The following is a 12,219-nucleotide window of genomic DNA, read 5'->3' as shown; positions in this document are numbered from 1 at the left end:
GCCGGTGAATGTCTGTGCGGCATCGATTGCCTGTGATAACCGGCCATTTTACGCGTTGGACGAAATTGGCTGTGTGCCCACTTCCACATCCACCCCCGCCGCCGCGAACACCTGAGCCAATGCGGGCGCCGGTGCTTCATCCGTCACCAGCAGATCGACGGCGTCCGCGCCGAACGCGTGCACCAGCGCGCTGTGGCCGAACTTCGCGTGATCCGCCGCGACCACGCGCCGTTCGGCCTGGGCGAAGGCCGCCAGCGAAAACGCCACGTCGGCGGGCAGCGCGTCCATGAAACGTCCCTGCATGTCGATCGCGGTGACCGAGACGATCGCGTAGCGCACGTGGAACTGGCGTAGGAACGCCAGCACGCTGTCGCCAACCGCGGCGCAGTCGTCCGGCCGCAGCTCGCCGCCCGCGACGAACACCCGGTTGCCGTTGCGCGGCGCCAGCACGCGCGCGACTTCGATGGAATTGGTCACGACCGTGAGCCGCGAACGGGCAGCGAGCGCCTGTGCAATATGCAGGCACGTCGTGCCGCCTTCAAGGATCAGCGAATCGCCGTCCCGCACCAGTTCGCCGATCCGCGCGCCGATCGCCCGCTTGCCCTCGAGGCTCGCCGTCATGCGCCGCTGGAACGGCGGCTCGTCGAGACGCTCCGGCAGCATGATGCCGCCGTGAACTTTGATTAGCAGGCCGTCCGCGATCAACGGCTTGATGTTGCGGCGGATGGTCTCGTCGGAGACGGCGAAACGGCCGGCGAGATCGGTGATCGTGCAGGTGCGCTGCTCGCGGACGAGTCGCAGGATTTCGGCTTGGCGCTGGTTGGAGAACATGGCGATTGGGCGGTGAGGATTCACTGCAGTCTAGCAAAAGGCACAGTTTTACGGATTGAATAGCCACACATTTCCAACTAAAACCACATTTTTAAGGCGCACTATGAGCTTTCTCCTTCTGAAACAAGGCCGAAGCAGTCGTACCCTTCCGGAAGGCGCACGGTCGTATGACCGCCGCATGACGCCGCCCGAATCACAACAAGGCTGTGTATTCGTTGCATTTCGTGTCTTTTTACGGCAATCTACACGCACCCGATCCACGCATATCCACACATGTCCACATCCATTCCCACTCACGCTCGCGTCGTCATTGTCGGCGGCGGGATCATCGGCTGCTCGGTCGCCTACCACTTGACGAAGCTGGGTTGGACCGATGTGGTGCTGCTCGAACAGGGCCAACTGTCGTGCGGCACGACCTGGCATGCGGCCGGGCTCGTCGGCCAGTTGCGCGCCCAGGAGAGCATGACGAAGCTGATCCGCTATTCGACCGCGCTGTACGCCGAACTCGAAGCGGACACCGGCCTCGCCACCGGCTGGAAGCAATGCGGCTCGCTCTCGGTGGCCCGCACGTCCGAGCGGATGACGCAGCTCAAACGCACCGCCGCCGTCGCGCGCGCCTACGGCGTGGCCTGCGACGTGATCAGCCCGCGCGAAGCCGGCGACCAGTGGCCGGTCATGCGCACCGACGACCTGCTCGGCGCGGTCTGGCTGCCCGGCGACGGCAAGGCGAATCCCACCGATCTGACCCAGGCCCTCGCCCGCGGCGCCCGCCAGCGCGGCGCGCGCATCGTCGAAAACACCCGCGTGACGGCGATCCACACGCGCACCGCGCAAGACGGCAAAACGAGCGGCGCGCGCGAAGTCAGCGGCCTAGCGTGGCGCAACAAGGATGGCGAGGAAGGCACGCTCGGCGCGGACATCGTGGTGAATTGCGCGGGTCAGTGGGCCAAGGCCGTCGGACGCTTGTGCGGCGTGACCGTGCCGCTGCACTCGGCCGAGCACTACTACATCGTGACAGAACGGATTGCTGGCGTGCATCCGGACCTGCCGGTGATGCGCGACCCGGACGGCTTCATCTACTTCAAGGAAGAAGTGGGCGGCCTCGTGATGGGCGGTTTCGAACCGGATGCGAAGCCGTGGGGCATGAACGGCATCCCCGAGAATTTCGAGTTTCAACTGCTGCCGGACGATTGGGATCAGTTCGAAATCCTGATGGAAAATGCGCTGCAGCGCGTGCCCGCGCTCGAAACGGCTCAGGTGAAGCAGTTCTACAACGGTCCCGAATCGTTCACGCCGGACAACAACTTCATGCTCGGTGAAGCGCCCGAACTGCGGCGCTTTTTCGTCGGCGCGGGTTTCAATTCGATGGGGATCGCCTCGGCGGGCGGCGCCGGCATGGCACTCGCGGAATGGATCGTGGCGGGCGAGCCGACCATGGATCTGTGGCCGGTCGACATTCGCCGCTTCGCGCGCTTCAACGGCAACGACACGTGGCTGCACGACCGCGTGAAGGAAACGCTCGGCCTGCATTACGCGATGCCGTGGCCGAATCGCGAACTCGACAGCGCGCGGCCGTTTCGCCGCTCGCCGCTGTATTCGCTGCTGCGTGACGAAGGCGCGTGTTTCGGCAGCAAGATGGGCTGGGAGCGCGCCAACTTTTTTGCGCCTTCGCCGCAAGAGGCCAGGATCGAGTACGCATTCGGCCAGCAGAACTGGCTGCCCTGGAGCGGCGCCGAACACCGCGCGTGCCGCGAAGGCGTCGCGCTGTTCGACATGACGTCGTTCTCCAAATTTCTCGTCAAGGGACGCGACGCGCAAAGCGTGCTGCAAGGCATCGTCGCCAACGACGTGGATGTGCCGACCGGCACCACCGTCTACACCGCCATGCTCAACGAGCGCGGCGGCTACGAATCGGACTTTACGCTCACGCGCCTCGCCGACGATCAATACCTGCTCGTCACCGGCACCGCGCAAACCACGCGCGACTTCGACATGATCGACAAGGCCATTCCACACGACAAACACTGCACGCTCGTCGACGTGACCGGCCAGTATGCCGTGCTCGCCGTGATGGGCCCGCGTTCGCGCGAACTGCTGCAAAGCGTGTCGAAAGCGGATTGGAGCAACGAAGCGTTCGCGTTCGGCCAGAGCCGCGAGGTCGACCTCGGTTACGCAACGGTGCGGGCCACTCGCCTCACCTACGTCGGCGAACTCGGCTGGGAACTGTATGTGCCGGTGGAATTCGCGGTAGGCGTGTACGAGACGCTGCGCGCCGCGGGTAAAGCGTTCGGCCTCGTCAACGCGGGCTACTATGCAATCGACTCCTTGCGCATCGAAAAAGGTTATCGCGCATGGGGCCGCGAACTCACGCCGGATACGAATCCGTTCGAAGCGGGACTGTCGTTCGCGTGCAAGCTCGACAAGAACATTGCGTTTCGCGGCCGCGACGCGCTGCTGAAATTGCGCGCCGAACCGCCACGCAGACGCATGGTCGTGCTGACCGCCGACGGCGCCGCGGATCGCATGCTATGGGGCGGTGAAGCGATTCTGCGCGACGGTAAGCCGGTGGGCTTCGTGAGTTCGGCGGCGTTCGGCCACACGCTCGGCTGTCCTGTGGCGATGGGCTATGTGAACAATCCCGAGGGCGCAGCGGATGCCGCCTATCTGAACAGCGGCAGCTATGCGATCGACGTCGCCGGCGAACTGCTGCCGGCAACGCTGCATCTGAAAGCGCCTTACGATCCGCGCTCGGAACGCGTGAAGCGCTAAAGAAGAACTAACGCTCGCCGCGCGCCATGCTCGAAAACACGCCGTCGCGTCGGATCAGCCCATGAAACAGTGCCGCCGCGAGATGCAGCAGCACGGTGGCGAACAAGGCGAACGCGAGCCACGTGTGCAACGCGCGCAGCAAGGCGAACAACTCGACGTTATGCGGCGCGATCGGCGGCAAGTGCAGCGGACCGTAGAGCGTGACCGGATAACCCGCGGCGGACAGCATCGCCCAGCCGATCAACGGCATTGCCGCCATCAACACATAGAGCACCAGATGCGAAGCCTTCGCCGCGAACCGCTGCGGCGTGGGCATATCGTCGGGCAACGGCGGGCTGCCGCGTGTGAGGCGCACGCCCGCACGCAGCACCACCAGCAGCAGCAACGCAATGCCGAGCGGCCGGTGAATCGCGATCAGCGTGTTGTGCGCGCTCGAGACGGTGGCGACCATGCCCACGCCGATGAACAGCATCGCGATAATCAGGGGCGCCATCGTCCAATGCAACAGGCGCGCGAGCGGACTGAAATGGGTGCGCGTCGGCCTCATGAGTGGTCTCCGTTTGTCTGGGCTTGATGAACCGCGGGATGCGACGCTTCCTCGCGTGTGCGGCGCTTGTAGGATAGTGCGTACGCGGCCGAGCGTGCGGCCAGCAAGGGATCGTCCGACGGCTTGATGCCGGCCGGCAGGATCGTCGGATCGAAGTTGACGTCGCGGCACGTGCCGTTTGCCTGCGGCGTCGTGTGATCGATCACGAGCGTGCCGGCGTCGACTTGTTGACGATCGTCGGGCCATTGCAGCGTGGCGTCGTTGGTGGGGTCGCCGGGCTTCGCGACGGTCAGGATCAGATGCCAGCGCAGAGGGCCGTTTTGCAGGCGCTGATCGAGGTCGGCTTCGAGAAAATTCTTCTCGGCTTTTTCGGCGTCCGTGATCGGCGCGTACGGCGTCTCGGGCACCATCGCCCAGCGCACGGCATGCGTATTGCCGGTGCCGTCGGTAAAGCGGAATGCGTTGATGCTGTAGTACGCGGCATTCGCCAGACTCGACGAAGGCGGATGGGCCTTCACCCACGCCTGAAACGGCTGGGTCTCGGGATTCGCCGCGTAAAACGCTTTGAGTTTCGCGGGGTCCGGTTTGCCGGTCGCCAGGTCGGGCTTGGCGGCCACCAGTTGCTGATAGAACTGCTCGGGCGTGTGCACCGCGAAAACGGGCGTCGAATTCATCCCGGTGCGCCACTGCTCGCCGTTTTGCAACTGGAACAGCAATGCGAGGCTGCGCACGGGCGAACTGGTATCCGGCGCGGACGGGTTGCCGCCGGGCACCGCGAAGCGGCCCGTGACCGGCGTGCGGCCGGGCGCGAACACGGCCGCGCTGGACAGCGCCGCGCCATCGCCGTTGCTGTCGAAATAGCCCTCGATACACAGGCCCTTGGCATGATTGCGCCGATAACCGGGATGCGGCTGGCCGGCCACGGCCTCGAATGTGTTGATGAAACGCGGTGCGGTGAGACGCGCCGGCGTCAGCCAGCCCGCCGTGAAGGCGAAGCCGCCGGCGAGCACCAGCACGGCCGCGCCGATCGCGATGAGTCGGCAGGGCACGCAGACAGGCCCGGGATTGGGAACGGATGGTTTTGCCACGAAAACTCCTCTCTCGGATAGATGCGCTTACCGGGCTAACACGCGATGCAGCGATCTATTCCATTCGATATCCGGCGCGCCCGTTCCAGTCGCGCGCCGGGGTATCGGCACTTCAATTGACGCTGCCTGCCTGCGCGTCCTGGCTCGCAACATGGTTGGCGGCCGCCGCTTCTTTGGCGAGTGCTTCCTTGTGCTGCGCGACCTGCTGCGCGAACACCGGGCTCACTTCGGGATACGATGCATCGGTGACGTAGTTCAGGCCGTTCTGCTGGGCCTGGATCAATTCCTGGTACACCTCAGCACGCGTCTTGCCTTGCGCGAAAGCGCTCGACGAAGCAGCGAGAACAGCAACGGACAATGCGGCAAAAGCGATCTTCTTCATGATGAACTCCAGTGAGTTTTGTGCGGGTTTGCATGAGGGAGAACCACGGGTCCATGGCTTTTATTCCTGCCTCGAAGCGTCAGAAAAAACATATCCGGAAGCGGGAATAAACCGGCGCGCAATCGGGTTAGCTCGTGCTTCGGCAGCGCGCTGAGGGGCGCATGAATGTGCGCTCGCGGCCGCCCTGCGGCGTTGAAATTGGCGTGCGAACATATGGAATAAACTTGGGTGTGTGCGTGTTCGCCCCTTCGCTAGCCGAACTCCCTCGCACGCCGACATCATGACCACTGACGCCCCTTCCGATTCGCCGCTTTCCGAAGCGGACATTCAGGCCTACGCCGACGGCACGCTGACGCCTGAGCGCGCGGCATTTCTGCGGGACTATCTGGGCAAGGATCCAGCGGAGGCGCGCCGGGTGGCGTTTTACGGCAGGCTGAACGCGCAGATTCAGCAGGCTTTCCAAACAACTGACGAACCCGTGCCGGGCCGCGTCAAAGGATGGCGCCGCGTGTTGGAGCGCATCAACACGGGAAAACGGACCCGCAAGGTGGTCAACACGCTGGCGGCGCTCGCGCTGACGCTGGCGGTGGCAAGCGGCTGGCTCGCCGCGACTCAGGTGTCCGCCCAGGCGCTGAACAACGCCGCGGTGATGGCATTGGCCGAAAGCGCCGCCGGGCAGTTTTCCGCTGCGTCGCCAACGCGCGCCGATCCGTCCGCGCCAAATCTTTCGGCGATCGGGTTGCGCCTCGTGGACCAAAAAGTGGTGGCGCTGGGCCCGCTTCAGCGGGTCAGCGAATTCATCTATCTGAACGGCGACAATCAACCGGTGGTGCTGCTGTCGGCTTTGGCATTGTTCGCGCCGGCGCAGGCGCAGTGGTCCGCGAGACGCATCGGCGAGATTCGCCTGTTGCTGTGGACCGCGCAGCGGCAGCGTTTCGTGGTCGCCGGCGACGCCCGCACCCACGGCCTGATGCGCGCCGCCGACGCGATGACCATGCGATGACGGGGTGTTGAGTGCGGCACGCATTTCACGCTCTCAGACACCACGGCGGAATAAAATGCGCGCACGTGTGTTCGCATCTCGAATGCGTCTTTTCGCGCGGCAAGAGAACGCCTTCTTGCCCGCGGAAAAACTCCACGATTGGGATACAAAATGGATGTCCGTGACGAGTTGATGGAGCATGTACCGCGTTTGCGGCGCTATGCACGAGCGTTGATCAACAATCGCGACCTCGCCGACGATCTGGTGCAGGACACGCTCGAACGCGCGCTCGGCCGCACCGGCATGTTCCAGCCGGGCACCGACCTGCGCGCGTGGCTGTTTACGATCATGCACAACGTGTTCGCCAATCAGGCGCGCAAGGCTTCGGCGCGCGCCGTCCACGTGGCGGTCGACGACGAAAGCGTGTCCGAGAGCGAATTCGCCGTGCCCTCCGAGCAGACCCGCTCGCTGGAAATGCGCGACCTCGACTACGCGCTGCAGCGCCTGCCCATGGAGCAGCGTGAAGTCGTGCTGCTGGTGGGGCTCGAGGAAATGAGCTACGCCGACGTGGCGCTCGCGCTGAACATTCCGCTCGGCACGGTGATGTCGCGGCTGTCGCGCGGACGCGAACGGTTGCGGGCGTTGATGGCGGGCACGCAGCCCGGTGCAAAATTACAGGTGGTGCGATGAGCGACCAAACTATGCCGATCGGCGAAGAAGACCTGCATGCGTACGTGGACGGCACGCTGTCCGACGAACGCCGTGCCGATGTCGAGCGCGCGCTCGAACAGAACCCGGAGTTGGCCGCGCGCGTCAGCGATTATTTTTCGCTGAACAGTATGTTCCACGAGCGCTACGACCGCGTGCTGAGTGAGCCCGTGCCGAAGCGCCTGCAGGCGCCTGCGCCGCGCCGCTGGCGAATTGCCGCCAACTGGCCGCAATTCGCCGGAATGGCGGCGGCGCTGGTGATGGGCGTGGGCATCGGCGTGGGCACGCATATGGGACAGGACGTGATCGCGCCGGTTGCAAGTGGCCACTCGGACACGCGGCCTGTCAGCGCGGACAGCTCGGAAATGTTCGCGCGGCAGGCGGCGGTGGCGCATGTGGTCTACATGCCCGCCGTCGACCGGCCGACCGAGATGAGCACCGACGATCACGAACAGGATTTCGTGCAGTGGCTCTCCAACCGTCTCGGCACCAACGTGCATCCGCCGATTCTGTCGAAGAGCGGTTTCAATCTCTCGGGCGGACGGCTGCTGCCCGGCGCCGACGGACCGACCGCGCAGTTCATGTATCGCGGGCCGAACGGCGAGCGCGTCACGCTGTGCATCTCGCGTCGCCAGCAGAACTCGAACACGACCGCGTTCAAGCTGTATCAGGACGGCCCAGTGAACGTGTTCTACTGGATCGACGGCGATTTCGGCTATGCGGTGTCGGGCGGAATCGACCGCAAGCAGTTGCTGCAACTGTCGCATGACGTCTATTCGCAGTTGACGGGCGCAGCGCCGGGTTGATCGGTGCCCTGCACTACGGTGTGCGTTTCAGCTTCCCGGCGCGCGGCCTCGATCCAGTGAGGCCGCGCGCATAACGTCGTTGCGAGGGTCTAGCGCGGCGTAGCAATGCGGCGGGAATGGCTCGAATCGAACTCGACAATGCTGCCTGAGTTCGCACTCGACCTGATCAGCTCGCGCGGCGTCACACCCAACAAGCGGCCCATCCAATGCGCCATATGGCTCTGATGCGCGAAGCCCGTATCGAGCGCGATCTGACTCGCGTTGAGCTTGCCTTGCAGCAGCAGCGTTCGCGCGCGCTCCACGCGCCGCTGCACCACGTATTGATGCACCGGCATGCCGAGCGTCTCGCGAAACAGCACCTTGAAATGCGGCACGCTCAACTCGGCGAGTGCGGCCAGTTCGCTCAGCGTGAGACGCTGGTCCAGATGCGCTTCGATAAACTCGATCACGCGCGCGGCCGTTTTCGGCGCGAGCGTGCGCCGCTTGTTATCGAGCGTCGGCGCACCGCCGATCAATCGCACCACCATCGCCGTACACAGGCTTTCGGCGTAGAGCGGATCGGATGCCTCGTCCGCTTCGAGTTCGGCGCGTAAGGCCCAGGCGAGATGCTGAAAGCGCGGATCGCGCAGTTGGAATTGCGGGCGCAGTTGCGCATCGCTCGATTTCAGCGACAGTTGCTCGACGGTCCGCTGCGCGAACGCTTCGCTGATCCACACGCTGAAAATCGTGCAGGCGGCTTCATCGCTCCACTGCCCGTCGAGTCCGGCGGGAATGACGTCGGCGTCGCCATGCGCCTGGATTCGCGAGTAGCGGCGCTCGTTGCACAGGCAGCGTGCCTTGACGGGCGCGCCGACATGCACGCCCACCCGGTGATATTTGAACGCGGGAATACGGTGCAGCCCGGCCGACACGTTGACCAGCTCCGCGCCGAAGCCTTGCCAGCCGAGCAGCCTGCTCGAACGCAATACGACGCGGGAACCGCTATGCGGCTGCGGTTGCAGTCCAGGTATCGGTGTCACTGCATTCATTGCTGCCCTCGTGGATGACTTCGAGTGTGCCTGCATTGTGCGACGTTTCGCGCCGCTTCGCTCGACTCTACGAGATTCAACGCGTCTGCTGCGGCGCGGCAGGTAAAACCGTCATCCGAATCTGCGCGGTGTGATCCTTGCCCGCGCGTTTCCCCGCTGCCGCGCCTCTAAGATAAGGCCGTACCGAGCCAACAAGGAGCGCAACGTGTTCGTGATTTTTGGAGCAGCCGGCAATGTCGGCACAGTGAGCGCGGCGGCATTGCGCCGGGCGGGCCGCAACGTGCGTGCGGTGGTCCGCGATAAAAAACAGGGCGAATTCCTCGCCGGGATCGGCTGCGAGATCGCCGTTGCCGATCTGCTCGACGCCGCAACGGTGGCGCGCGCAATCGAAGGTGCGCATGCCGTCCAACTGCTGTGTCCGTTGCCACGGGGACACGCCGATCCCGCACAGGCGATGCGGCGCATGATCGACGTGAGCGTCGCGGCATTGCGCGCCGATCCGCCCTCTCGCATTCTCGCGCTCTCCGACTACGGCGCGGAACATGCGGCCGGCACGGGCATCACCACGCTGTTTCACGAGCTTGAAACGCAACTGCGAACGGTGGACTCGCAGTTGACGTTTCTGCGCGCCGCCGAACACATGCATAACTGGGCACGCGTGCTGCCGATCGCGCTCGCGAAAGGCGCGCTGCCGAGTCTGCATCATCCGTTGAGCAAACGCTTTCCCACCGTCGCCGCACAGGACGTGGGCGTGCTGGCCGCCGAACTGTTGCTCGACGATCGAGTGCAGCCGGTCTCGCCGCGTGTCGTGAGCATCGAAAGCGATGAGCGCATCAGCGCATTGGACGTGGCGCGCACGATCAGCGAACTGGCAGGCCGTGCCGTTGTAGCACGCGAAGTGCCGCGCGGCGAATGGGCCACGGTGCTGCAAGGCGCGGGGCTCGGCGAAGGCCACGCGCGTTTGATCACCGATCTCTACGACGCGCACAACGCGGGTCGTATCGATGTCGAAGCGGATATCAGCGAACGTCGCTTTGGCGCGACGACGCTAGGTGAAGTATTGGCAGCGATTCTGCCGCGCGTGGCCACGGCTGCGGCAACCGCCGACGGCACCGCTCGTTAGAGAGGAGAGACCGCATGCATACCTGCCCTTTGCTACGTACATCGGTCGACGCGCGCAAGGTCGCGTCCCAACATCGAACGCGATCGACGCGCATGAACACGCGCGCGCACCGCTGGCTGGCGATATCGGCAAGTCTTGTGGGATGGCTAGGCTGGCGCGCGCTGCAAGACGTGCTCAACGCAATTCCCGACAGCAACGACGACTTCAGCCTGTTCTGATCCGCCGCGCTTCGATGTATCGAAGGCGCAAAGCAAAGCGCCCGGCATGCCGGGCGCAAGATATCGACGAATCCGCCGCTACAACGCCGGCTGCCGTTCACACACGGCGGCCGGCACAGGCACGTGGTTCATTCGTTCTCGTCGAAGTAATGACCGAACTTCACCTGCTTGGTGCGGATATAACGCTCGTTTTCCTCGCGCATCGGAATCGCCAGCGCGACCCGCTCGCACACCGGAATGCCATGCTTGGACAGCGTGTCGAACTTCTCCGGATTGTTGCTCATCAGACGCACGGACGTGACCTTCAGCGTGCGCAGAATGCCCGCGGCCGAATCGTATTCGCGCGAGTCGTCCGGCAAGCCGAGATCGAGATTGGCCTCGACGGTGTCGCGCCCCTGCTCCTGCAGCGCATACGCGCGAATCTTGTTCGACAGGCCGATGCCGCGCCCTTCGTGGCCGCGCAGATACAGCAGCACGCCGCAGCCTTCCGCCGCGATGTAGCGCAGCGCGAGGTCGAGCTGCTCGCCGCAGTCGCAGCGGTACGAGCCGAGCACGTCGCCGGTGAGGCACTCGGAATGCAGGCGCGTCAACACGGACGACTGGTTGGCGACGTCGCCCATCACGAGCGCGAGATGTTCGGCGCCGCTCTCGCATACGCGAAACACGTAGGAAGTGAACGTGCCGTAGCGCGTAGGAAGCGTGGCGGTGGCGTCGAGAATGACGCATTCGCCGTTGGGTGCGCCGTCTACTGCGGGCGACGGATCGTGAGACGTGAGCATGGCGTTAGACAATGGTGCTGACATGAACCCGATCAAACCGGGAATAAGGTACGGACTGGGAGTTTACCGCTAATCGGCCTGCCGCACCCGTATGCCCTTGCATGGAGCACGGAACCGCTGTCGCGGTGCGCCGCTACCCGAGTTAAACGCAGCGCGCGCCACAGGTATTCCCGAAGTACCCCGGTGGCGCGTCACGCCTATACTGGAATGGCCTGTCCCTCACGACAGCGCGCCGCGCCGGCGTGCTGCACTGCGAAACGGAGCCGCTCCATGACAAGCGTTGCACAGCTTCTTAAAACGAAACCGAACAACACCACTGTTTTCACTGTCGGGGCCGACGACTCAGTCTACGAAGCGATCAAGCTGATGGCCGAAAAGGGCATCGGCGCGCTGGTCGTCACGGACGGCGAGAGCATCGCCGGAATCGTCACGGAGCGCGACTATGCGCGCAAGGTCGTGCTGATGGACCGCTCGTCGAAGGCCACGCCGGTGCGCGACATCATGAGCAAGGCCGTGCGCTTTGTCCGCCCCGATCAGACCACCGACGACTGCATGGCCCTCATGACAGAGCGGCGCATGCGCCACTTGCCCGTGATCGACAATGACCGGCTGGTCGGCATGGTATCGATCGGCGACCTGGTGAAGAACATCATCGCCGAACAGCAGTTCACCATTCAGCAGCTCGAGTTCTATATTCACGGCGAGCGGCCCTGACCTGATACGCACGCCGCGGAACCGACGCGCAAAAAAAGCCCAATCCGTGAAACGGTTGGGCGAAGCTACCTTGCGGCAGCGGAGGTTCCTTGACTTGTGGGCCGCGACTCGCGCGGCCCGGCTGTCTTGTGGCGCTCGCGGCGCTGCTGCCGCGTCGCGCTCGAATCAATTCGACGATCGGAAGCGTGGGGGGCCGGCCAGGGGCGCGCCGGGGGGGAACGCCCGGAAACAGCATGGGGGCCGG

Annotated in this window: 13 protein-coding genes; 7 read left to right on the top strand and 6 right to left on the bottom strand. The window is 64.4% G+C overall.

The genetic code is table 11. From position 1 onward, the window contains the following. Window positions 1–48 precede the first annotated feature (48 nt). Window positions 49–831: a DeoR/GlpR family DNA-binding transcription regulator gene (locus P0D73_RS39840; RefSeq protein WP_132383069.1), complete on the bottom strand. Its 783-nt coding sequence runs from the start codon at window positions 829–831 to the stop codon at window positions 49–51. A gap of 273 nt (window positions 832–1,104) precedes the next feature. Between P0D73_RS39840 and P0D73_RS39835 the strand changes: the two genes are divergently transcribed. After that, the gene (locus P0D73_RS39835) at window positions 1,105–3,600 is read left to right on the top strand and encodes a GcvT family protein (RefSeq protein WP_408435474.1); all 2,496 of its coding nucleotides are present in this window, start codon (window positions 1,105–1,107) and stop codon (window positions 3,598–3,600) included. A gap of 7 nt (window positions 3,601–3,607) precedes the next feature. Here the strand turns inward: P0D73_RS39835 and P0D73_RS39830 are convergent, their stop codons facing one another. From P0D73_RS39830 to P0D73_RS39820, 3 genes are all read right to left on the bottom strand, one after another. Further along, window positions 3,608–4,147, bottom strand: a complete 540-nt coding sequence (locus tag P0D73_RS39830) for a cytochrome b (RefSeq protein WP_408289501.1) — start codon at window positions 4,145–4,147, stop codon at window positions 3,608–3,610. After that, complete coding sequence (locus tag P0D73_RS39825; protein WP_408289498.1) at window positions 4,144–5,235, bottom strand: catalase family peroxidase; 1,092 nt, start codon at window positions 5,233–5,235, stop codon at window positions 4,144–4,146. Before P0D73_RS39825 ends, P0D73_RS39830 begins: the two co-directional genes overlap by 4 nt. A gap of 112 nt (window positions 5,236–5,347) precedes the next feature. After that, window positions 5,348–5,617 (bottom strand): DUF4148 domain-containing protein, encoded by a 270-nt coding sequence (locus tag P0D73_RS39820; RefSeq protein ID WP_408181903.1) that lies wholly within the window; start codon window positions 5,615–5,617, stop codon window positions 5,348–5,350. Between the two features lie 280 nt (window positions 5,618–5,897). Between P0D73_RS39820 and P0D73_RS39815 the strand changes: the two genes are divergently transcribed. The 3 genes from P0D73_RS39815 (at window position 5,898) to P0D73_RS39805 (ending at window position 8,113) form a co-directional block, all read left to right on the top strand. Beyond that, window positions 5,898–6,620: an anti-sigma factor family protein gene (locus P0D73_RS39815; RefSeq protein ID WP_408181905.1), complete on the top strand. Its 723-nt coding sequence runs from the start codon at window positions 5,898–5,900 to the stop codon at window positions 6,618–6,620. Window positions 6,621–6,770: 150 nt separating this feature from the next. After that, complete coding sequence (locus P0D73_RS39810) at window positions 6,771–7,289, top strand: sigma-70 family RNA polymerase sigma factor (protein WP_012426855.1); 519 nt, start codon at window positions 6,771–6,773, stop codon at window positions 7,287–7,289. Further along, complete coding sequence (locus P0D73_RS39805; RefSeq protein ID WP_408181906.1) at window positions 7,286–8,113, top strand: anti-sigma factor family protein; 828 nt, start codon at window positions 7,286–7,288, stop codon at window positions 8,111–8,113. The genes P0D73_RS39810 and P0D73_RS39805 overlap by 4 nt, the downstream gene beginning before the upstream one ends. Before the next feature lie 89 nt (window positions 8,114–8,202). Here the strand turns inward: P0D73_RS39805 and P0D73_RS39800 are convergent, their stop codons facing one another. After that, window positions 8,203–9,141: a helix-turn-helix domain-containing protein gene (locus P0D73_RS39800; RefSeq protein ID WP_408289493.1), complete on the bottom strand. Its 939-nt coding sequence runs from the start codon at window positions 9,139–9,141 to the stop codon at window positions 8,203–8,205. A gap of 205 nt (window positions 9,142–9,346) precedes the next feature. Here P0D73_RS39800 and P0D73_RS39795 point away from each other — a divergent pair, with 205 nt between their 5' ends. Next, entirely contained in the window at window positions 9,347–10,264 is a 918-nt protein-coding gene (locus P0D73_RS39795) for an NmrA family NAD(P)-binding protein (RefSeq protein ID WP_408435472.1), read from the top strand. Window positions 10,265–10,278: 14 nt separating this feature from the next. After that, complete coding sequence (locus P0D73_RS39790; RefSeq protein WP_408289487.1) at window positions 10,279–10,482, top strand: hypothetical protein; 204 nt, start codon at window positions 10,279–10,281, stop codon at window positions 10,480–10,482. Window positions 10,483–10,610: 128 nt separating this feature from the next. On the opposite strand, the gene ribA is transcribed toward P0D73_RS39790, so the two are convergent. Continuing rightward, complete coding sequence (gene ribA / locus P0D73_RS39785) at window positions 10,611–11,261, bottom strand: GTP cyclohydrolase II (RefSeq protein WP_116121574.1); 651 nt, start codon at window positions 11,259–11,261, stop codon at window positions 10,611–10,613. 270 nt (window positions 11,262–11,531) lie between these two features. Here ribA and P0D73_RS39780 point away from each other — a divergent pair, with 270 nt between their 5' ends. Beyond that, window positions 11,532–11,975, top strand: coding sequence for a CBS domain-containing protein (locus tag P0D73_RS39780; RefSeq protein ID WP_408289484.1), 444 nt, complete (start codon window positions 11,532–11,534; stop codon window positions 11,973–11,975). Window positions 11,976–12,219: the final 244 nt, after the last annotated feature.

This window comes from Paraburkholderia sp. RL18-101-BIB-B, assembly GCF_046026985.1.
GTDB lineage: Bacteria > Pseudomonadota > Gammaproteobacteria > Burkholderiales > Burkholderiaceae > Paraburkholderia.
The sequence above is the reverse complement of the archived record's forward strand: the minus strand, read 5'-3'. Positions and strand labels throughout refer to the sequence as shown.

Coding starts and splice junctions, on each gene's coding strand:
- P0D73_RS39790 (WP_408289487.1), top strand. CDS start 10,279: ATGCATACCTGCCCTTTGCTACGTACATCGGTCGACGCGCGCAAGGTC.
- P0D73_RS39820 (WP_408181903.1), bottom strand. CDS start 5,617: ATGAAGAAGATCGCTTTTGCCGCATTGTCCGTTGCTGTTCTCGCTGCT.
- P0D73_RS39835 (WP_408435474.1), top strand. CDS start 1,105: ATGTCCACATCCATTCCCACTCACGCTCGCGTCGTCATTGTCGGCGGC.
- P0D73_RS39805 (WP_408181906.1), top strand. CDS start 7,286: ATGAGCGACCAAACTATGCCGATCGGCGAAGAAGACCTGCATGCGTAC.
- P0D73_RS39840 (WP_132383069.1), bottom strand. CDS start 831: ATGTTCTCCAACCAGCGCCAAGCCGAAATCCTGCGACTCGTCCGCGAG.
- P0D73_RS39780 (WP_408289484.1), top strand. CDS start 11,532: ATGACAAGCGTTGCACAGCTTCTTAAAACGAAACCGAACAACACCACT.
- P0D73_RS39815 (WP_408181905.1), top strand. CDS start 5,898: ATGACCACTGACGCCCCTTCCGATTCGCCGCTTTCCGAAGCGGACATT.
- P0D73_RS39800 (WP_408289493.1), bottom strand. CDS start 9,141: ATGAATGCAGTGACACCGATACCTGGACTGCAACCGCAGCCGCATAGC.
- P0D73_RS39810 (WP_012426855.1), top strand. CDS start 6,771: ATGGATGTCCGTGACGAGTTGATGGAGCATGTACCGCGTTTGCGGCGC.
- P0D73_RS39830 (WP_408289501.1), bottom strand. CDS start 4,147: ATGAGGCCGACGCGCACCCATTTCAGTCCGCTCGCGCGCCTGTTGCAT.
- ribA (WP_116121574.1), bottom strand. CDS start 11,261: ATGCTCACGTCTCACGATCCGTCGCCCGCAGTAGACGGCGCACCCAAC.